Origin of the sequence: Moorena sp. SIO3B2, from assembly GCF_010692525.1 — a bacterium.
Taxonomy (GTDB): domain Bacteria; phylum Cyanobacteriota; class Cyanobacteriia; order Cyanobacteriales; family Coleofasciculaceae; genus Moorena; species Moorena producens.
The window spans coordinates 34824-55308 of record NZ_JAAHHE010000005.1 but is presented as its reverse complement, the minus strand read 5'-3'; the positions used below and the strand labels follow the sequence as shown (position 1 = coordinate 55308).

20 protein-coding genes, 1 tRNA gene and 3 pseudogenes are annotated in these 20485 nt (G+C 43.4%); 13 read left to right on the top strand and 11 right to left on the bottom strand.

Annotation, left to right across the window (positions count from 1 at the left end):
* Both F6K38_RS02360 and F6K38_RS02355 read left to right on the top strand, forming a co-directional pair.
* Positions 1-270, top strand: a pseudogene (locus tag F6K38_RS02360) (hypothetical protein); the annotation flags it as partial.
* Between the two features lie 19 nt (positions 271-289).
* The gene (locus F6K38_RS02355) at positions 290-1588 is read left to right on the top strand and encodes a formylglycine-generating enzyme family protein (RefSeq protein WP_287355985.1); all 1299 of its coding nucleotides are present in this window, start codon (positions 290-292) and stop codon (positions 1586-1588) included.
* 684 nt (positions 1589-2272) lie between these two features.
* Here the strand turns inward: F6K38_RS02355 and F6K38_RS44005 are convergent.
* The 4 genes and pseudogenes from F6K38_RS44005 to F6K38_RS02330 all read right to left on the bottom strand — a co-directional run bounded on the left by F6K38_RS44005 (position 2273) and on the right by F6K38_RS02330 (position 4946).
* A pseudogene (locus F6K38_RS44005) lies at positions 2273-3147 on the bottom strand (Rpn family recombination-promoting nuclease/putative transposase).
* An 87-nt stretch (positions 3148-3234) separates the two neighbouring features.
* Positions 3235-3555, bottom strand: a pseudogene (locus F6K38_RS02340) (Rpn family recombination-promoting nuclease/putative transposase); the annotation flags it as partial.
* Positions 3531-4436, bottom strand: a complete 906-nt coding sequence (locus F6K38_RS02335) for a pentapeptide repeat-containing protein (protein ID WP_287355982.1) — start codon at positions 4434-4436, stop codon at positions 3531-3533. The gene F6K38_RS02335 and the pseudogene F6K38_RS02340, both read right to left, overlap by 25 nt.
* 84 nt (positions 4437-4520) lie before the next feature.
* Positions 4521-4946 carry a hypothetical protein gene (locus F6K38_RS02330; protein ID WP_287355980.1) on the bottom strand — a complete coding sequence of 142 codons (426 nt, stop codon included), beginning with the start codon at positions 4944-4946 and terminating at the stop codon, positions 4521-4523.
* A gap of 124 nt (positions 4947-5070) precedes the next feature.
* Between F6K38_RS02330 and F6K38_RS02325 the strand changes: the two genes are divergently transcribed.
* Complete coding sequence (locus F6K38_RS02325) at positions 5071-5250, top strand: hypothetical protein (protein WP_287355978.1); 180 nt, start codon at positions 5071-5073, stop codon at positions 5248-5250.
* Between the two features lie 262 nt (positions 5251-5512).
* On the opposite strand, the gene petA is transcribed toward F6K38_RS02325, so the two are convergent.
* Both petA and petC read right to left on the bottom strand, forming a co-directional pair.
* A complete protein-coding gene (gene petA, locus F6K38_RS02320) occupies positions 5513-6502 on the bottom strand; it encodes a cytochrome f (protein ID WP_044493942.1) in 990 nt (329 codons plus the stop codon).
* A gap of 114 nt (positions 6503-6616) precedes the next feature.
* Positions 6617-7159: a cytochrome b6-f complex iron-sulfur subunit gene (gene petC, locus F6K38_RS02315; RefSeq protein WP_008186806.1), complete on the bottom strand. Its 543-nt coding sequence runs from the start codon at positions 7157-7159 to the stop codon at positions 6617-6619.
* A 238-nt stretch (positions 7160-7397) separates the two neighbouring features.
* Between petC and F6K38_RS02310 the strand changes: the two genes are divergently transcribed.
* Positions 7398-7715 carry a DUF3067 family protein gene (locus F6K38_RS02310; protein ID WP_287249468.1) on the top strand — a complete coding sequence of 106 codons (318 nt, stop codon included), beginning with the start codon at positions 7398-7400 and terminating at the stop codon, positions 7713-7715.
* Between the two features lie 70 nt (positions 7716-7785).
* On the opposite strand, the gene F6K38_RS02305 is transcribed toward F6K38_RS02310, so the two are convergent.
* Positions 7786-7986, bottom strand: a complete 201-nt coding sequence (locus tag F6K38_RS02305; protein ID WP_287355976.1) for a hypothetical protein — start codon at positions 7984-7986, stop codon at positions 7786-7788.
* Between the two features lie 1026 nt (positions 7987-9012).
* Here F6K38_RS02305 and F6K38_RS02300 point away from each other — a divergent pair.
* On the top strand, positions 9013-10599 hold the full coding sequence (locus F6K38_RS02300; protein ID WP_131827322.1) for a SpoIID/LytB domain-containing protein: 1587 nt from the start codon (positions 9013-9015) through the stop codon (positions 10597-10599).
* A 457-nt stretch (positions 10600-11056) separates the two neighbouring features.
* Here the strand turns inward: F6K38_RS02300 and F6K38_RS02295 are convergent, their stop codons facing one another.
* Both F6K38_RS02295 and F6K38_RS02290 read right to left on the bottom strand, forming a co-directional pair.
* Complete coding sequence (locus tag F6K38_RS02295) at positions 11057-11356, bottom strand: ferredoxin (RefSeq protein ID WP_008188179.1); 300 nt, start codon at positions 11354-11356, stop codon at positions 11057-11059.
* Positions 11357-11397: 41 nt separating this feature from the next.
* Positions 11398-11691 carry a 2Fe-2S iron-sulfur cluster-binding protein gene (locus tag F6K38_RS02290; protein WP_287262798.1) on the bottom strand — a complete coding sequence of 98 codons (294 nt, stop codon included), beginning with the start codon at positions 11689-11691 and terminating at the stop codon, positions 11398-11400.
* Between the two features lie 477 nt (positions 11692-12168).
* Here F6K38_RS02290 and F6K38_RS02285 point away from each other — a divergent pair, with 477 nt between their 5' ends.
* Both F6K38_RS02285 and ilvC read left to right on the top strand, forming a co-directional pair.
* On the top strand, positions 12169-12309 hold the full coding sequence (locus F6K38_RS02285) for a hypothetical protein (protein WP_287262799.1): 141 nt from the start codon (positions 12169-12171) through the stop codon (positions 12307-12309).
* Positions 12278-13273 (top strand): ketol-acid reductoisomerase, encoded by a 996-nt coding sequence (gene ilvC / locus F6K38_RS02280; RefSeq protein ID WP_287262800.1) that lies wholly within the window; start codon positions 12278-12280, stop codon positions 13271-13273. The genes F6K38_RS02285 and ilvC overlap by 32 nt, the downstream gene beginning before the upstream one ends.
* A gap of 331 nt (positions 13274-13604) precedes the next feature.
* Here ilvC and F6K38_RS02275 read toward each other — a convergent pair whose 3' ends face one another.
* On the bottom strand, positions 13605-15017 hold the full coding sequence (locus tag F6K38_RS02275; protein WP_008183013.1) for an amidase: 1413 nt from the start codon (positions 15015-15017) through the stop codon (positions 13605-13607).
* 399 nt (positions 15018-15416) lie between these two features.
* Between F6K38_RS02275 and F6K38_RS02270 the strand changes: the two genes are divergently transcribed.
* The 6 genes from F6K38_RS02270 to F6K38_RS02245 all read left to right on the top strand — a co-directional run bounded on the left by F6K38_RS02270 (position 15417) and on the right by F6K38_RS02245 (position 20209).
* A complete protein-coding gene (locus tag F6K38_RS02270; RefSeq protein ID WP_287262801.1) occupies positions 15417-16268 on the top strand; it encodes a DUF4058 family protein in 852 nt (283 codons plus the stop codon).
* A 203-nt stretch (positions 16269-16471) separates the two neighbouring features.
* Positions 16472-17239, top strand: coding sequence for a hypothetical protein (locus tag F6K38_RS02265; RefSeq protein WP_008183019.1), 768 nt, complete (start codon positions 16472-16474; stop codon positions 17237-17239).
* A 31-nt stretch (positions 17240-17270) separates the two neighbouring features.
* Positions 17271-17651, top strand: coding sequence for a hypothetical protein (locus tag F6K38_RS02260; RefSeq protein ID WP_008183020.1), 381 nt, complete (start codon positions 17271-17273; stop codon positions 17649-17651).
* Between the two features lie 647 nt (positions 17652-18298).
* The gene (locus tag F6K38_RS02255) at positions 18299-19099 is read left to right on the top strand and encodes an MOSC domain-containing protein (protein WP_008183023.1); all 801 of its coding nucleotides are present in this window, start codon (positions 18299-18301) and stop codon (positions 19097-19099) included.
* Between the two features lie 169 nt (positions 19100-19268).
* A complete protein-coding gene (locus tag F6K38_RS02250; RefSeq protein WP_075873702.1) occupies positions 19269-19556 on the top strand; it encodes a hypothetical protein in 288 nt (95 codons plus the stop codon).
* Positions 19557-20014: 458 nt separating this feature from the next.
* The gene (locus F6K38_RS02245) at positions 20015-20209 is read left to right on the top strand and encodes a hypothetical protein (RefSeq protein WP_008183027.1); all 195 of its coding nucleotides are present in this window, start codon (positions 20015-20017) and stop codon (positions 20207-20209) included.
* Between the two features lie 140 nt (positions 20210-20349).
* Here the strand turns inward: F6K38_RS02245 and F6K38_RS02240 are convergent.
* Positions 20350-20422 (bottom strand) — tRNA-Ala (locus tag F6K38_RS02240).
* Positions 20423-20485 lie beyond the last annotated feature (63 nt).

Sequence of the window (20485 nt, the reverse complement as noted above, 5' to 3'; positions counted from 1 at the left end):
AATGAAGTGTTTCGGAAAGAACTTAAAACCTTTGACATCGGTAAAGATTTAATAGAGACTGGGGACGGTGAAAGTAAAAAGTGTAAAATTATGTTGTCTGTAGACCTGGATTTTGGGGAACCTGGCGGTCAGGAAGTTGGGTTAACTGAAGCGGGGTTGTTTAATAGCGAAGACAAAGAAACCGCAATTATGTATAATCGAGTGGTATTTCCGGTAATTACCAAGAGCGATAAATTTAAGTTAACCCTTGTGTGGGAAATTTTATTTTAGTGATAACTATGAGGAAGCAATGACCAACGGTTTTGAACCAAAACAGAAAAAAGCTGGAGATTTGATCCTTTCGGCAGAGTGGAATGCCGCCATGGATGAAATTGACCGTTTGGGGAAGACTCTTCAAGACATACCAAAATCAACAAAAAGCTTCCAGGGACCTCTAACCATTGCAGAAGCCCTGAAGGTTAAGGGCAACGTAGAAATTGGGACAGACAATTCCACCGCTAAGCTGGAAGTGAAGGGAAACCTGAAACTACAATTAGGAGAAGCGGTTAATGAATTTTCCAGCGATATTACCTTGGCAGACAACTCGAATCAAGCTGTCCCCACGGAACTGGCAGTGAAAACCTATGTAGACAAGCAAGTGCAAGGGTTACAAGAGTCGTTGACAACCAAAAAGTTGCAAGTCACTGAGAGTCTGAAACTGGGGAACGAGGTAGAAGTAGCGCAATTTAGTAACACCATCGACCCATCCAGAGAATCCCCCCTGGTTGTAGTCCCCACGGAACAAGCCATCATCACCTACATCAAAAGCACCTTAATACAGTTCCATTTAATTCCAGAAATCTTTAATTTAGGTAAAGGGGGTCTCTTAGAAATGCAACCCATCCCAGCAGGTAGCTTCTTGATGGGTTCGCCCGACAGTGAGCCTGATGCTGGGGCTACTCACGAAGGGCCCCAGCATCAGGTAAATGTAAAACAGTTCTGGATGGGAAAATTTCCAGTAACTCAGCAGCAGTGGCAAGCCGTTCTTGGTGACCCTAATAAAACTATTAAGGAAGACTCCCAAAACCCATCTCACTTTAAAGGCGCTCAACTACCCGTTGAGATGGTATCATGGAAGGATGCTAAAAAATTTTGTACGGCACTCAATGCAAAATTGAAGGGTCAACTCAAGGGTCGAAAATTCCGTTTGCCCAGTGAGGCGGAATGGGAATATGCCTGTAGAGCAGGTCCGACAACTAGATTTTACTATGGCGACGACCAGTCAATACTGGGAAACTATGCTTGGTACAATGGTAATTCTGATCGCCAAACTCATCCAGTAGGACAAAAAATCCCGAATAACTGGAAATTGTATGATATGATCGGTAATGTATGGGAATGGTGTGAAGATACCTGGCATAACAACTATGAGGGTGCCCCAATAGACGGTAGTGCCTGGGATGATAAAAGTGATAATAATAATGATTATCGGCTGCTGCGCGGTGGCTCTTGGCACTACAATTCGAGGTACTGCCGCTGTGCCTATCGCAACGACAACTCGCCGGCCTACGGGAGCAACGACCTCGGTTTCCGGGTAGTTTGTTCCTAGGCGTGGACTCTTCTTTGCCCTTTCGCCCTTTTGCCCTCTACCCTTTTTCTAGGTAATGGGTAATAGGTAATAGGTAATAGGTAATAGGTAATCGGGAATAGGTAATAGGTAATAGGTAATAGGTAATAGGTAATAGGTAATAGGTAATCGGGAATAGGTAATCGGTAATAGGTAATAGGTAATAGGTAATAGGTAATGGGTAATAGGTAATCGGTAATAGGTAATCGGTAATAGGTAATGGGTAATGGGTAATGGGTAATAGGTAATAGGTAATAGGTAATAGGTAATAGGTAATAGGTAATAGGTAATAGGTAATGGGTAATAGGTAATGGGTAATAGGTAATAGAGAATTTAGTGCGTAGGGTGCGTTAGGGGCGGGCTTGCCCTAATTTTCAACACCGAGCGCCAATGTTGGGATAGCCCGTACCGTAACGCACCGCCAAGTAGAATTAAGTAATAGGTAATAGCAAGTATTTTGTTGTAGGGTGGGCATTGCCGGTTTCCCACCCCAAATCCTGCCGGAATTCACCTGAGCAATGCCCACCCTACTTACTAGAGGCGGTTGTTAGTCAAATCAGACAGAATCAGACCTCAAAAACTGCTGCCTAACTCCCATAACCTATTACCTATTACCTATTACCTATTACCCACTACCTATTACCTAACTATGGTATGCTTGTTGTATCAGGGATCCGTTGACTGCTCGAGCACCTGTTTGACAAGTTTTACCTCTAATTCTAAAGCTTGGGCAACTTGTTCTACGGTTAACCCCAACGCTAACAACCGAGGTATAGACTTTAATTTGCCTTGAATTTCACCTTCTTGTATGCCTTCTTGTATGCCTTCAAGTCTGCCTTCTGCTTTTGCCTCCTGATAAACTTTGGTTTGCCGTAAATCACTTAAGCTAAACATGGCTTCGATCTCCGTGCGACTGAGTTTGGGTAACTTATACACCAGTATGGTCTCTATTAATTGTAGAAGTTCTCGCTTTTGTCGTTCATTGTCTACCTCCTCAGTGGTTCGTTGAATCAAGTCTTGAGCAAGTGAGATTGCAGAATCTTCCTCGGTTACAATTAGCTGTACTGTAGCTATACCTACTGATGGTGCAGGGGTCTCGGCTAATTCATCGAGATAAATCCGAGATACCCTTGGAGAATCCAGTAATTCTTGATATTGTTGAGTTGCTCCTTTATCCACATTGCGGCTCGGGCGTGTTTTCAAAGTTTTCCACAAGATTATGATCCCCCCCAGCCCCCCTTAAAAAAGGGGGGAGCCATACTCAAAGTCCCCCTTTTTTAAGGGGGATTTAGGGGGATCTCCGAGTTGAAAAACACGCCCTAGGGTAAATCACCACAAAATTGGACTTCTACAAAATAAATCGGTGATTGGGCTGTGGTAGTTGTCGGCAGGAATACTCCATCAATTCTAAAAGCTAGTTGTTTAACTTCCACAGAGGCGAATTGATAAGCTTGTGCTTCTGTAGGGGAATGGTTAATTAATTCAAAGAAGATGCTGGGAAACGATTGGAACAGGCGATAGAATATGGTGTCGGTTTTCACATTAATGTCATTATTTAACTATACCTATAGTAATGGTAATGGGTAACCCGCCATTACCTATTACCCATTACCTATTACCTAAATATATCAACTATCAGAAGACTGCTGGATCACCTTTGTAACTTGTTCAACCTCTAATTCTAAAGCTTGGGCAACTTGTTCTACGGTTAACCCCAAAGCTAACAACCGAGGTATAGACTCTAATTTGCCTTGAATTTTACCTTCAAGTCTACCTGCTTGTATACCTTCAAGTCTCCCTGCTTGTATACCTTCTGCTAAAGCCTCCTGATAAACTTTGGTTTGCCGTAAATCACTTAAGCTAAACATGGCTTCGATCTCCGTGCGACTGAGTTTGGGTAACTTATACACCAGTATGGTCTCTATTAATTGTAGAAGTTCTCGCTTTTTGCTCCCTGAATTTGGGTGCGGTGTAATTTTGTATAGTTGAGGTTCGCTCCCCTAAGATCTGCTCCCCTAAGATCTGCTCCCCTAAGATCTGCCTCACAGAAATTAGCTTTGACTAGAATAGACTTGGCAAGATTAGCTCCATTAAGCTTTGTTCTTGTGAAATCGACCCTACTCAAATCAGCTTCACAAAGATTTGCTTCTTCAAGGTCAGCCATACTTAGATCAAGTCCTTGAAGCTCTCGCCCTTCTACACCATTATTAACGATGTCCCAAACTAAATACCATTTCTCATCAATAGTTGCTTCTTGAATCTGGGCTTCTCGTAAATTTGCATGTTCGAGGTTAGCTCCACTAAGATTAGCGCTACTGAAGTTTGTTCCATTAAGGTTTGTTGCACTAAGATTTGCTTGATACAAATTTGCTCCAGTAAAGTTACTACCCCTTAAATTTAGTCCGCTAAAATCTACTCGACTGAAATTCGACAAACTAAAGTTGGTCTGATTAAGGTTTGTATGTGCATATAATTTTACTCCATTAAGGTTTGCCCTAGTAAGATTTGCTCCGCTGAGATTTGTTTGAGGAAATTTTTTATCTTTCAGGTTAGCTTCGATAAGATTTGCTTTACTAAGGTCTGCTTCCTGAAGAATTGCAGTACTAAGGTTTGCTTTATAGAGGTTCGCACCACTTAAGTTTGCTTTGTAGAGTGAGGTTTTGCTAAAGTCTACTTCACTGAGATCTGCTCTACTGAGATCTACTTTAAAGAGGTTTAATCCTGTAAGATTCGCCCCCTTAAGCTTAGGAATAAGAGGATTTAGCTTTCTCCATTTATTCCAGACTTTGAAACCTTGCCGCAGTAAGTTAATATGCAGGTTGTTTGCCATTTGCTTTACCTTCAGAAAACTAAGCCTAAAGAGTGGATCATTTTTAAAATTAGGGTGACACCCTAATTTTAAAAAAAATAATAGTTACAGCCCCAATAAATTGGTAATTAAAGGCAACAATTTACTACATGAATCTGCTAGTTTAGCAACATTAGGTAAGCCAGAAACCGTTCCTTTCAATATTTTTATTGCTGTCTTTGCCTTCTTTTTCATAGCTTCATCATTAGGATTATTTCCAACTTCAGCTAGAATTTTAACCTGATCCAAAGCTTCAGCTTTGTCCTCATCATTTAGATCTGACGAGGTAGAGATTGCCTCAATTAGTTGAGACAATAGTTCTTTGATACCTGGTTTTGTAGGATCAGGGGAAGCAGGTAACTGGTTTATGGACTCGGCAACTGTACCGCTAATCTGAACGTTATCTGACATCATTGCTGAGCCGATTGGTTTAAAGTCCCCTCCTACATCGCCAACTGTAAAGCTCCGACTTTGATCAGTATTTTCATTCATAGTTCAATCACCTGGCACAAATTTAGATTGATATATAGCACTCTTCAATCATTTCTACAATATCTGGACTTATTCAAAACTCCCTGCTTCTCCCTTCCCTTCTACCATCGGGTGCATCTCATTTTTGAAGTTTGACCTCGTGGTGCGTTACGGGACGTACTTCCACAAAACTGGCTACAGCTTGCTTCTTGGCGAGTCCGTCCCTAACGCACCCTACGGCTTCCACGAATCAGATACGATTATTATATTTCTATTCCCGACTCCCGACTCCCGACTCCCGACTTCCGACTCCCTAAATAAATAAAGGTTGACCATTGATGTAGTCAAGGGACACAACTATACATCCCTACAACCATCAACTGTCAACCTTTAACCAATAACTATTGCAATAAGCGCGTTTATAAATGAGATGTAAACCTAGCAAGGATTTTTTTATTGGACAATAAAACTGAGGATCTCTTTACCCTCTTGCCTTTTGCCTCTTGCCTCTTGCCTTTTTCCACAAGAATTGTGTTTACAACTCAGATACAAACGCGCTTTGTGACCTCTAAACCAGCCACTTAATACTAGAAATTCATTTCAGCAGCTTGCACTTTCTCTACTTGCTTCTTCTTCAGAACTAGCAACACTTGAGATAGCATAATCGCGCCGATGAATAGCATCAACCACTTAATCCGAGCTGGGTCTTGTAAGACCACTTCCACATCCCTTTGACCAAATCCACCAACATTAGGATCAGTACTCAGAGGTTGTCCTGATACTACCTGATCTCCTTCAGCAACCAGTAACTCTGGGCCAGGGGGAACCGTATCAACTACAGTCTCGCCATCTGGGGTCTTGATAGTAACGTCGTAGCCAACATACTCTTCAAATGAAATTTTGGTAATTTCACCAGTGGCAGAGGCATTGAAGGCATTATTATTGCTAAGGTCTCCAGTGGGGTAAACCTGACCCCGTCCCCGGTTACCACCGACATGAAGCTGGTATTTACCAAAATAGATATCTTGCTCAGTTCTGGGGTCAGGAGACAGAACTGGGAACACAATTTCTTGATACTCCTCACCTGGTAGAGGACCAACGAGTATTATATTTTCCTGGTCTTCGCTGTAAGGTTGGTAGTACATGTTTTCGGTTTCTTCTTGCATTTCCTCCGGAATCCGGTCAGGAGGAGCAATCTTGAAACCTTCGGGTAACATCACCACGGCACCGACCTGTAAGCCACCTTTAGAACCATCACCATAGACCTCTTGTGCTTCTAGGTCATAGGGGATCTTAACCACAGCTTCAAATACAGTATCTGGCAGTACCGATTGGGGAATTTCCACTTCTGTCGGTTTCTCTGCTAGGTGGCAATTAGCACAAGCCAGCTTACCAGTGGCATCACGAGGGGTTTCTGGCGCAGTTTCCTGTGCCCAGAAGGGATAGGCAGCAGCTGACTGGGGAACTGCCAGATCACTGGCAAAGAAAAGGGCCACAGCTGCCACAACCAAGACAATAGTTCTGGCAATCATCCCCTTGCCACGGTTAACCATCACCGATACATCAGGTGTTCTCATCACTAAGCCAAAAAACTCAAAAATTGGTAATTTAAAAATTGCAACTTGTTAATTGCTAATGGTTGATTAGCACTAGTCAATTAACTAAAAACTAAGGACTAAGGACTAAAGCAATTAACTCCACCAAGGTTCTTCACCAGTGCGGAAGTCAGTTTCTTTCCAGGTGCTGAAGACTAGGGTGTCGTCTTCCGTTAACGTAGCGTGTGCCAAAGCTAGAGACAAAGGCGCTGGTCCGCGTACTACCTTGCCAGTATTGTCATACTGAGATCCATGGCAAGGACAGATGAACCGGTTCTTGCTAGCATTCCAAGGCACAACACAGCCTAAGTGAGTGCAAACCGCATTGAGACCGTAAGCTTCGAGACCTTGATCTTCAGTAACAATCACATAGGTGGGGTCCCCTTTGAGACCTTGAGTCAGGGTGCGATCGCCTACATTGTGACTAGCTAAAAACTCGCTGACCATGATGTCATTGCCCAAAGCATCTTTAGCTGTGACACCACCACCAGCCCCACCACTGGATGGGGGGATAAAATACTTAACGATTGGGTAGAGAGCTCCAACAAATGTGCCCGTAATTGTCCCAAACGCCAAGAGGTTCATAAATTGGCGACGCCCCATATCTGGAACGTCTGCAGAGCCAGAAGCTTGAGCCATAACTGAACGCCTAAAGGTATACTTTTTTTACAATTCTGGGAAAATTACCAGAATTTTTTGAACCCTGCTTTTATAACTGTAGTGTGATTCAACCACTGGACAGGGTTGCCCAAATCCCTGCAATATAAGGATTCACGGCTTCAACTATAAGTATTATTACATTCTTTTACGCTTTATCATAAAGTTAAGAAGCGTTGTATTTGTAACGAAATGTAAACATTAAGTTAGGGCAAGAGCTATGACAGGACAGGACTTGCACCAACTCCTGCTCAATAAGTGGGGACGCTCCTACGACATCCAGATTCGGAGGACTCAAGGGAAAATCTTTGTTCAGATTATGTGGAAGTATCTGGAGCAGCAATCCTTTCCCCTTTCCGAAGCTGAGTACCTAGAGCATTTAGATACAGTAGCCAACTATATCCGAGGTTGGGGAGGAGCCAGCCAGCTGCAACAATTCATTAACAACACCCGTGAGCGTCCACGACTGGGGAAAGTGGTTAGTATTCCGATCGAACTAGGTGGGCGGTCCTCAGAATGGATGCTAGAGGATTTTTAGGCAGTCGGGAATAGGGAGTAGGGTGTGGGGTGTGGGGTGTTGGGTGTGGGAAGTTTAGACAAAGGCCAAACTAGGTAATAGGTAATAGGTAATAGGTAATAGGTAATGGGTAATAGGTAATAGGTAATAGGTAATAGGTAATAGGTAATAGGTAATAGGTAATAGGTAATAGGTAATAGGTAATAGGTAATAGGTAATAGGTAATAGGTAATAGGTAATAGGTAATAGGTAATAGTATATAGCAGTCGCCAGGGCAGTTAGGACATGACAAAAGTCTCACACCCTTTGTAAGCGATGCAGAGGTGCGACCCGTGGCGAATTTAATTCGCCAACGGAAAGCGCACCATTACGGTCTTGGGGGTTTCCCCCACTCGCTATTGCATCAAGAAGCGCAAGAGTTTGACTTCTGACTTCTGACTTCTGACTTCTGACTTCTGCTATACCAACTCGGAAAACCTTTTTTGAGGATTTGCGAGCCTTGACCCGTTACATGTATTTCGATAGCTGGGAAGATCTGCTCACTTTCATCCTCCAGGGATTGGAGTTATAACTCCCTCCCAAAACTAGTTAATATTTCATACTGAGAATTGCTGGTCATTGCTGATTAGTCTTGACAGATTTGAATTCATAATATAAGGAACTACGCATTAAGGTGTTTGACATTGATAAAAGCTGAAAAAGGTGCGACCCGAACGCGCCCCGCGTCGGCTTTGCCGATAGGCGCGACCCAAGGGCGATTTACTCACCCATTGGAAAGCCCACCTTGAGGTGCGACCCAAGGGCGATTTACTCGCCCATTGGAAAGCCCACCTAAGCGCGAATTTAATTCTTAATGGGTCAAGCGCACAAAGAGCGGAAAGCGCACCTAAGCTGTTTGAGTAAACTTTTGCCTGTGGCCTGTGGCCTGTGGCCTGTTGCCTTCGGCGTAGCACTATACTATCTCGCCCCCGATCTTTCCAATATTCCTCCTCCTCCTGATGCTTTAAATTCCAATAAATCATCCCTATGCCAAAGCAAAGACCCTCCAATGCCAAAGCAAAAACTCTGAAAAGACCCGGTCAGGGTAACAATACCTGTGGAGGATCGTACTTTTCGGGATCTAGAATCGGGGAATGGGAATTATGGATTGGGTACTTTAAAAACTAAGCTAATGACAATAAAAGCGTTTGACTTGAATTCGCATCAAAATACGGCATCGGGTAAGACAGGTCGGTTTCGCAATTGGATAGTGGGGTTCACGAAAAAACCGGTCTCTCTCAATTCCCCAGCTTCCAATCCCCATTTCCTAATACCATTGATGACACTATCGTTGTGGGGACTACCAATCCTATCAGGGTTAGCCGCCAAAGCCTCAGATATCCCACTAAAAGTGGGAGTAGTGCAGCGCTTTGGAGATGAACCAACGGACAAGCTCACTCTGAAAGCTGCCCCGGACGATCAGCTAACCGTCAAATTTTTAGGCGGTGATATGCAACCGAAAACCAAGCAGCTTAGCAGCCTCAAGCTGGAAATAGTCAATAAACCGTTACAGCAGCCCCAGATCGAAGAGTACGTGGTATTGAGTAACCATGGAACCTTTGAAACTGCAGAAGATAGTGCCAATAAATGGCGGGAAAAGGGGATTGAGGTGGAAGTTGCCAAGCCTGACCGCTGGCAGGTGTGGGCAAAACGGAGTGTTTATCAAACCCCTTTATTGCGACGTCTACTGCTAGCAAGTATCAAAGCCAAAGGTGATACTACTGCCTATATTGATACTAATGTTGTCACCGAGGTGCCCCATGCTTCCTTTGTGATTGGTAACTATCGCTACCATCGACGGGAAATTGATATTACTGCTGGCAAAAATCTGATCTGGGTTAGCAAAGGAGAAAATAACCGTAGGACAAGACTTTATCCTGGTAGTCTACGGATCCAGCCCAATGCCTATGGTGACTATACCTTAGTAAATCAGGTACCTCTAGAAAGCTACTTGCGGGGTGTGGTACCTCATGAAATTGGAGCTGGAGCACGCTATTCAACCGTAGCTGCTCAGAGCATTATTGCTCGCACCTACGCCTTGCGGAACCGACGCCGATTTAATGTTGACGGTTACGAACTCTGTGCCGATACTCACTGCCAGGTTTATTTCGGAATAAATCAAACCAATCCAGTGGCTGACCGTGCGATCGCAGCTACTAAAGGTCTAGTGCTGACCTACAACAATGAGTTAGTAGATGCTCTGTATTCAGCAGCAACTGGTGGAGTCAGTGCGCCCTTCAGTGATGTTTGGAATGGGTCAGAACGTCCCTACTTAAGAGCAGTGGTAGACTCCCCATACTCCCTCTGGAATTTGTCACAAAAATCCTTAGCAGACGAACAAAATTTCCGTGAGTTCATGAACTTGAAGCAAGGATTTAATGAGACTGACAATAGTTACTTATTCCGCTGGAAGTACAACAATAGCTTGAAACAAGTCACCAGCCATTTACAACGCTATCTCAAAAAAACCAAACACCCCCTTGCCAACTTCACGACCATTGAGCATATGGAAGTGGTAGAGCGTTCACCAGCAGGACGAGTGCTGAAAATGGCGGTAACAACGGATCGGGGTATCCTGGAGCTGAGTAAAAATGAAGCCCGCAGCGCCTTTGGTCCTCCCCGCAGCACCCTCTTCTACGTAGACCCGATTTATGACAAAGGTAATCAAACCCTCAAAGGCTACGTGTTCGTGGGTGGCGGCTTTGGACATGGGGTTGGCTTTAGCCAACACGGTTCCCAAAATTTAGCTAAACTCGGTTGGTCCGCAGAAAAAATTCTCAGCTTCTATTATCCTGGTACTCAAATTCAGCCTTTGAACAATTCTATTATCTTCTGGCAAAATGCCAGCGCACTAGTTAAGCCCTAGTCTAATCAAGGGTAAAAGGGGGGAGAAGGGGAATATATGGATTGAACTTCCCCAACCGTCTTCGATGGGGATTCCCAGGCACAACCAAATAGATTGTTCTCTCCATGGGCGTAACTTTCCCCCGCACCGGGGGTAGCTGAGTAGGGTCAATACCCAGTTTTTTTGAGACCGTTTCCTTTCATTTTAACACTATTTGAGAGGGAAAATTCATCCCCACCTTAAAAAAGGATGGGGTATTCTTTTCCCTCTCAAACTCTCCCTTTAGATAATTTCAGGAAAATTACCTCCTTCTCCTCCTTGATTTAGCTTGGATTGAGCGTGATTTCGCCATCACCCCATTAGCTAAGGATATCATCACCCGATCTGCGGCAAAGGGGAAGTAAAGAGCTTCAAGGATAAAACATCCAAATTCTAAGCTCTCTTACTTCCCCTCTGTTATTAGTACATATACTAGTACTTAGTACAGAGCTTCCTCTTGATGAGTTTCGATCACGCAATCAGAGGTGGGCTTTGCGACACAGGTTAGAACGAAGCCAGCTTCTATTTGGTCATCATCCAGGAAAGATTGGTCGTCCTGGTCAACAGTACCACTGACTACTTTGCCAGCACAGGTAGAGCAGGCACCCGCACGGCAGGAATAAGGCAGATCTAAACCTTGCTCCTCGGCAACGTCGAGAATGATTTCGTCATCGGGAACGTCAATGGTTGTATTTATACCTTCCGCTTCACTTTTCAAGGTGACTTTGTAAGTTGCCATGTTTTAGTAATCCTCTTTGTTACTAGTACTTATATTAGTATTTAGTACAGAGCTTCCTCTTGATGAGTGGTGATCACGCAATCAGATTGGGGGTAGGCGACACAGGTCAGAATGTAGCCCTTCTCGATTTGGTCATCATCGAGGAAGGATTGGTCTGACTGGTCAATAGTACCACTCTCTAGTTTGCCAGCACAGGTAGAGCAGGCACCTGCACGGCAGGAATAAGGCAGTTCTACACCTAGCTCCTCGGCAGTGTCGAGAATGTATTCGTCATCAGGAGCGTCAATGGTTTGATCCCCTTCTGGCGTTTTCAAGGTGACTTTGTAAGTTGCCATGTTCTAGTAATCCTCTCGTAAAACAATAGTAGAGACTTTGTGAGTATACGGCAAAAGCCTATCCTTTAGTTCAAGGAGCTTGGCATGCTTATTTTTACTCCATCTCTGATACTACGGGAAAACACTCAGCAGATTAAGACCGATTAAGAATGAAAGGCTGAATCCCCAATTTGATAAGTTTTACTTATATTTTTACTGCAAGTATCTACACCACAGATTTAGCTGTAAAACCTCCATGAAAATACTCTAAGGTCTAGGTTTAACATGATTTTTACAGATCCTATCTCCCTCAGATAACTTTGGCAAAATCCTTAGAGATTTATAATTAGGAATACTTATAATTACCATCCAAGACCTGTATTCACACATGGGGTAATGTGGTGATGGATTGATCGATAAAAAGGTATATCACCTGCCAGGATTGAGATCGGTTTTGCGGTATCATGGTAAGTTTGCAGCGATGCAGAGGTGCGACCCGTGGCGAATTTAATTCGCCAACGGAAAGCGCACCTAAGCGGTCTTGGGAGTTTCCCCCATGAGCGACTGCATCAAGACAATGACCAGCAAAAAAGGAACAGAAATTACAATGGCTCAGATGTATTACGATACCGACGCTAACCTAGACCTACTGGCGGATAAAACTATTGCTATCATCGGCTATGGTTCTCAAGGTCACGCCCACGCCCTTAATCTTAAAGAGAGTGGCATGAATGTGATCGTGGGACTGTATCCAGGTAGTAAGTCTAAGGGCAAAGCTGAAGAAGCAGGCTTAACCGTCCACACAGTGGCTGATGCTGCTAAAGCAGCTGACTTGGTGATGATCTTGCTGCCGGATGAAGTGCAAAAAACCATTTATCAGGCAGAAATTGAGCCAAATCTGACCGAGGGTAATGTTATTGCCTTTGCCCACGGCTTCAATATTCATTTTGGTCAAATTGTTCCCCCAGAATTCATAGATGTGATCATGGTTGCTCCCAAAGGTCCAGGACATTTGGTGCGGCGCACCTATGAACAGGGAGAAGGGGTACCTTGTCTATTTGCTGTTTACCAGGATGCCACAGGCCAAGCACGCGATCGCGCCATGGCTTACGCCAAAGGAATTGGTGGTACCCGTGCCGGGGTTCTTGAAACTACCTTCCGGGAAGAAACAGAAACTGACCTATTTGGTGAGCAAGTCGTATTGTGTGGCGGCTTGAGTGAATTGATTAAATCCGGATTTGAGACCCTAGTCGCTGCTGGTTATCAACCAGAATTGGCCTATTTTGAATGCCTTCATGAAGTGAAACTGATTGTTGACCTAGTCGTAGAAGGTGGTTTAGCTAACATGCGCGATAGCATCTCCAACACTGCTGAATATGGTGACTATACCCGTGGGCCAAGGATTGTTACTGATGAAACTCGCGCCGAGATGCGTAAAATTCTCAAAGAAATTCAATCAGGTCAATTCGCCCGTGAATTTGTCTTGGAAAATCAGGGAGGTAAACCCGTCTTCACTGCTATGCGCCGTCAGAATAAAGAACATCCCGTCGAGGAAGTTGGTAAAGACTTACGGGCTATGTTCAGCTGGTTGAAAAAAGCTTAAGCATTGTTGACTGTTGACGGTTTACGATTAACCTTTTAAATCAGCACTTATAGCAATTCTATATCCCATAAGGTACCTATTATCCCCCTAAATCCCCCTTATTAAGGGGGACTTTGAGGTTGACGAGCGTACCTCATAACTGCGAGAAACGCTATAAATATAATCAGGACTTACGCCATAACTATAACTTGTTGGATGGGGAAATAACTCATATGTGGCGTAAGTCCTGTAAATTTTAGATTTTATAGCAGTCGAAGTCAAGGTTAATACATATTTCTGTTCCCTGTTCCCTATTCCCTGTTCCCTTTAAAGCCAAATATTATGTCCTAAACTATACTTCCGTTGCGATAGTGGGACGATAATCACTCCAAGGGTTTGCAGCTTCCAACTGAGCCGCTAATGCCAATAGTGTTGCTTCTGATGCTGGAGGTCCCACTAACTGAATTCCGAGAGGTAAGCCCTTCTCATCAAAACCAGCAGGAATTGCGATCGCAGGAAGTCCAGTAGCATTAAATGGTGGACACGGTCCAATCCAATTAATAATATTCTCCAAGGTTTCTTCATAACTCAAATCGTCCCACTCTCCGACCCGAATCGGTGGATGTAAATAAGTAGGTAACACTAGCACATCATAGTTGTTAAAGAATCCCACAATTTGACGCGCTATAATTTGTAGCTTAGTCACCGCTTGTAAATATTCCCCAGCAGAACCGGATTGTTCAGCAATCCAGCGATTCATCGGACTTAAGGCTTCTAAGGGAATTCCTGCTGAGGTTACCCCAGCTTGCCATACTGTCTTAAACGGTTCGACTATGTCACTGAAATCTGGACAACCCGGTTCAACCAAATGTCCCATCCCTTCCAGTCGCTGCATGGTTTCCACCACAATCTTTTCACATACAGCTGACGCTGCTCCCATCGGTTTAATCGATGTGGCAAAACTAATCCGCAAATTATCCAGTTGTTGATGGGTAGCCTCTAGAAACGATATCTCTGGGTCAGGTAACCAGTAAGGGTCTCCAGTAATATAGCCAGACATCACATCCAGTAAGGCGGCTGCATCAGCAACCGTCCGTGCCATCGGACCAATACTGGCAATACCACTTTGAAAGTCCCCTACTGGAGCGCAAGAAATACGACCTCGTGTCGGTTTAATCGCCACCAAACCACAGCAAAAGGCTGGACCGCGCAGGGAACCGCCACCATCGGAACCTTGGGCAATGGGAGATAAGCCAGCTGCTACTGCTGCAGCTGAACCGCCACTGGATCCCCCTGGTGTGTAGTCCAGATTCCAGGGATTGCGAGCCGCTGGAAATCCTGGGGGTTCGGTATAGGGTAACGAACCCAGTTCAGAGGTAGCAGTCTTACCTAAAATAATGAATCCAGCTTGCTTGATCCGCGTGATTACCCCATCATCATACTCAGCAATATTGTCTTTGAAGGCAGCAACACCAAAAGTACAAGGGAGTCCTTCTACAGCCCTGAGGTCTTTAATCGCAATCGGGACACCAAAAAATGGAGGGAGTTTAGAGGTATCGGTAGTTTCGGCAAGTTGTTCGGTTTTAGCTTTAGCATCCACAAGTGCCATGTCAGAAGCCACAGTGAAGTAACTCCCTAGTTGAGGATTTAATCCTTCGATCCGTTCAAGGTAGAGTTGGACTAATTCCAGGGGTGATATCTCACCCTTGCGGATCAGTTGGGCTTGGTCTAGAGCTGGAGTAAACGCTAGGTCAACTTGATTCATAATGCTTGTTTCCCATAAACGGATGCTAATTTGCCAAAAAAAAATGCCTAAGAGTATTACTTACCAATACTTTTAGGCATTGAGATGCTAGTTAGTAAAACTGAATTCTTAAAATCTCAAAGCTATACAGAGTAGGAGTTTGAGAGACTGTTTGTTAAACGTTGCTTAAATCGAAGGCTACAGCAGGTTAGGGGGTCAGCCCAGACCATAGCTGTCTTAAGATTAATTTTATTTAGAATCTATTATACCATTGAATTTTATAAATTGGTATAACACATCGTTAAATTCTGGTGATTTTCCAGAAGTTTCCCAAAATTACTGGCCAGGTTGCAGGTACCGAAGAGCCAAAATTTTTCGCTAACTTAGGTACTATACCACTTCACAGCCTCAATACACCAGATGCCTTCACCTTTTCCTGGGATGAATCCCTACCTGGAGAAACCTGAATATTGGTCACAAGTTCACAAATGGCTCATTGTCCTGATTGCCCAAAGCCTTAACCCCCAGCTACGTCCTAAGTATCGGGTAGCAATTGAGGAAAGAGTCTACAACGCTACTGGTGATGATTCGATGCTAGTAGGAATTCCTGATGATGTAGTGGTTCAAAGTTCTCAAAGCAACCACCAAGATCCGTCACCCCTGGTTACCGTTGCTGCTCCTAGTGTTAAACCGATGAAGATTGCTCTACCGATGACTGAAATGGTTAAAGAGCGATGCAGCGCGGTCTTGGGGGTTCCCCCCATGAGCGACTGCATCAAGAAGTGGTATTTAGAAGTGCGAAAGCTAGAAACTGGCAAAGTAATTACTGTCATCGAAATTCTTTCTCCCAAAAACAAACGGTCTAAGGCCGTAGGCCACGCTACGCGATCAGAAGGGCGCAGCAATTATGAAACCAAACGGCAAAAAATATTAGATAGCTTAACCCATTTAGTGGAAATTGATTTACTGCGTCAAGGAAAACCAATGGCTATGAATAATCAAGCCTTCCAAAGCCACTATCGCATCGTAATCAGCCGTTCTCAAGAACGTCCCCAAGCCGATTTATATGCTTTCAATCTCCCCCAAGCAATCCCTTCCTTTCCTTTACCTCTCCAACCAGAGGATACAGAACCTACGGTTAATTTACAACAATTATTACATCAGCTTTACGACCAAGGGAGTTATGATTTAGCGATTGATTATAGTCAAGACCCTCCACCACCTTTATCGACCGCAGATGCAAGTTGGGTAAAGCAAGTCTTGATTGAATAGTAGCCTGCAGCTGGTTCTATATTGGAGTAATATCAAGTTCGGTTAATCCCTTACGAAATAATCCCTAATCTTAAACTACAAATTAATAATTACATAGTACCAATTAGTAGGCAAGGTATATAATAATTCTTCAACCAGACATGATATAATATTATCATGCCACGTGAGTTATATATTATTCTTGGCAATAGACACTAATAATTATGCAGTTTCGGACTCATAACAACTATGAAATTACTGAGCTAATAGCTCAACAACCTTCGTCGTCACCTGCACCGCAAATAAATAAAAGCACCAGAACAAACGTGCAGTCAGAGGATCCTATTACCATCATCATTGCTTTATTTAGTTTACTTGTATCTATAGCTGTAGCTTATACATCAAATTTTAGAAAAGCTAATCTTAAGCTGTCTTTGGGAAGAAATATTATATTTTTTCCTACATACCTTACTGACCCAACTGGTGATCAAAAGATTGTCGGATTAGGCTTCAATCTTCCCATAACTTTCTACAATTGGAGTCCTCAAGGAGGAACCATTAAACGAATTCGTTTAGTTGTTGGAAGAAAAGATAATGACAATTTTTATGACATGGCATGGACTACTTTTGTTAAAATCGAGAGTGGAGGAAATTTTCAAGATGAAAATCTAGCTCAACCGATTCCAGTACAAGCACGTTCTTCAGTCAATAAAATTGTTCGGTTCGATTGGAGTCCTGAATTAGGAGGAAAAGAATTTGATTTACAAGTTGGCAACTACGAGTTGAGGATTTATGGATGGACACAGAATACACAAAAACCTGACTTGAAGTACATTGCTTCTTTTAGCCTTAAGGAGCAACATTATCAAAAATATAAAGACAACATAGCTGCTAACCTGACTGCATCGATCTGGGTGTCCCTAGACGAAAACGAAAAACCCAATCAGTTTGTGTCTAGAAACACGATTGGTGTGCTTTACTCTAAAAAGTAAGTGTCTCATTGATTAAGGAGAAGATTTTATTATGCCTGGAGATAGCAATACATCCAATTTCAATATTAGTCAAAGCGTTTATTACGCTAACAATACAGGAGGCATAGCTGGAAATTCTGTAACTGCTGATCTATCAATAGCCAACGAGCATAAGCAAACCCTAGTTGAAGCAGCAGAAGAAATCCAACAACTTCTAGACCAAGTCTCCCAGACTAATCCCACTACAACAAACAAAGAGAAGATGATAGTTGTAGGTGAAGTTGTTGACAAAATTGAGAATAACCCAACACTAAAAGTTAAGGTAATCAATTCCCTGAAATCTGGACGAGTAGAGGCATTCAAGGAATCGATTGACCATCCGCTAGTGAATATTCTGATGGCAACTATTGAAGGGTGGCAGGAGGTAGAGTAATTGCTTAGGATCGTTGCAACACTTTACCATAGTAGACCTTAGGGGGGAATTAGGATAGGGTAGCGATCGCCTGAATAATTCTCCTTTATTTCAATTAATACTAGAGAAAGTAGACTGGATCAATGATGTTTTTACAAAGATGAGATGCGCCCACTCGGGGCAAACCCTCTATATTTGGCTTAATAGCATAAATTAGCTGCTATTATAACTTAGCGATCGCTTAACTACTTTCTTCTACTAAAACTGAAAGTTTATTACGTTTGTTTAAGGTAAGTAACAAAACCAACATTAGCGATCGCTTGCTCGGATTAGCGATCGCTTTCCTTGATCTGCCCGGTATTATTAGAGATTAATTAATTTATTAACTCTGATAAGATGAATTTGCCCTGTGACACCTACCAAGTTTATAAAAAAATGCTTTACTTGATCGAAATAGTGACAACTAGGATAAAGCTGATGGAGTCTTGATTATTCTTGGTATATCATTCTTTATCTCTTATTTCTAATAGATTAGAACTATCGCATTACTTTAAAAAAGTGGTAGACTGACTAATGACACTAAACTGATGTGCATTAAAATTGGTTATTACCTGTTCCCTGTTCCCTGTTCCCTGTTCCCTTTGAGGAATTTAGGTATCTCAATCTAAATGCTGAACAGCTTACCTTACCTTAAAGCTATCTATATCTACCCGATTAAATCCCTTGATCGGATTGAACTCCAAACCGCAACTCTCCTCAAAAGTGGTGCCCTAAAGCATGACCGGGAATTTGCCCTATTAGATCAGCAAGGTAAATTTGTCAATGGTAAGCGCCATGCCAAAGTTCACTTGCTGCGGTCGGTCTTCCATATCCAATCCCAATTGCTATCCCTACAGATTCAGGGCACAAACCAAAACATTACCTTTCATATTGATCACGGGCGAACTGCTCTGGAAGCTTGGTTAAAGGATTACTTCGATTTTCCAGTTAAAGTAGTGCAGAACACCAGCACTGGTTTTCCAGACGATACCAATGCTCTTGGTCCTACTATTATTAGTAGCGCTACCATTGAAACCATTGCTTCTTGGTTCCCTGAAATAACTGTTGAAGACATACGACGTCGGGTTCGAGCCAATCTAGAAATTGGAGGAGTTCCTGCTTTCTGGGAAGACCAATTGTTTACCGAATCAGGGCAATCTATTCAGTTTCAAGTAGGGGAAGCTTTGATAGAAGGAATTAATCCCTGTCAACGTTGTATTGTTTTAGCACGAGACTCTCAGACAGGAGAGGCTACTGATAATTTCCAAAAGACTTTCATGGCGAGGCGCAAGGAAACCCTACCATCCTGGACAACCAGCGCTCGTTTCAATCATTTCTACAAATTAAGTGTGAATACAAACGTGCCTGCTTCTGAAGCTGGTAAAGTCTTGCACCAAGGGGATCCCATCCAAATCCTTAAAGGAGCGTGAAGGTTGACTAGACTTTTTGCAGAAGTCGGGAACAGGGAATGGGGCACAGGGAACTGAGAAGAATTGACGGAAACAGTGTCTTGATGCAGTCGCTCATGGCGCATGGGTCTGTGTGCGGAACTTGCTTCCGCACCTGTCTTGATGCAGCGCGGTCATGGAGCTTTCCCCCATGACCGCGCTGCATCGCTCTCCAGCCCCGTGGAAACAACGGCAGTTGCTCATGGGGGAACCCCCTTTGGCGGCACTGCCTCCCCAAGACCGCACTGCCTCCCTAAGACTGAGCTGCATCGCTATCATAAAAGCGATGCAGCGCTATAATCCCAAATTGGGTTCAAATCCTCAAAAGCGATCGCTTATAAACAAAGTGATTAACGTGACAGCTCCTAAACTGATTCTATTGAATCAGTTTAGGCTTCCCAGCCAATCCAGCTATTGCTTAGGAGGCGCTGGGCTTTAAGAACGGACTGCCCTGCCGCTCTGTTTTTGTTTGACTTTTTTTTGAATAATCTTTTACCAACAAACCAGCATTTAAGGCCGTAGGCCACGCTACGCGAACGGCTTTGCTTGTTAGTATACATACTATAACACATCAAAAGGCGCGATCCAAGAGCAGTTTACCTGCCCATTGGAACGTGCGCCTTAGGTCTTTTGTTAAAGACCCTGTGCAAAATTCATCCCACAACAAGCGTGAAACGTGAGTGTGGGATGAATTTTGCCGGAAGCTAAAGTGATCTCAACTGTCAACCCTAAACCGTGAACCCTCAACACCAATCAATATCGGAAATTTTATTAAATAAAAATTTTTGACTTTTTTGCGGATTCGTCGCTCTGGAATTGAAGTAGAGATTTAGGTACATCTGAACAAACAGAAGCCAGACAAAACCTCTACCTACCAAATGTTTAAACCTCAGAGCAATGAATCATCAGTGGAACAATGTATTTCTGAAAGTCAGCACCTGGCTAGTGGCTGAGATCATCCTAAATTTGATTGGTCTAGATAACCTCGCCGATTACGGCGAATTCGTCTTCGATAAAGAGGTTTTAATCTCAACATCTCACCATCAAGTCTCACGGATTTTCCCCCCTCGGCACTCCCAAAACTTGTTTTAAGAGTTTCCCGCCAACCGTCAACCGTCAACCGTCAACCGTCAAAAAATTCTAACCTTATTACTGAAGACTGATAGCCAAGCTACCCTACAGCAACCCCTCAGGCTAAAAGACTTCAGCCTTTAATCAATATTTAATCAATATGGAGCTAAGCGGATTCGAACCGCTGACCCCCTCAATGCCATTGAGGTGCTCTACCAACTGAGCTATAACCCCGTAATTTTATACTCCATTACCTAGTATACCTTGATAGCTCAGCTAAGTCAAGTAGTTTCAGAA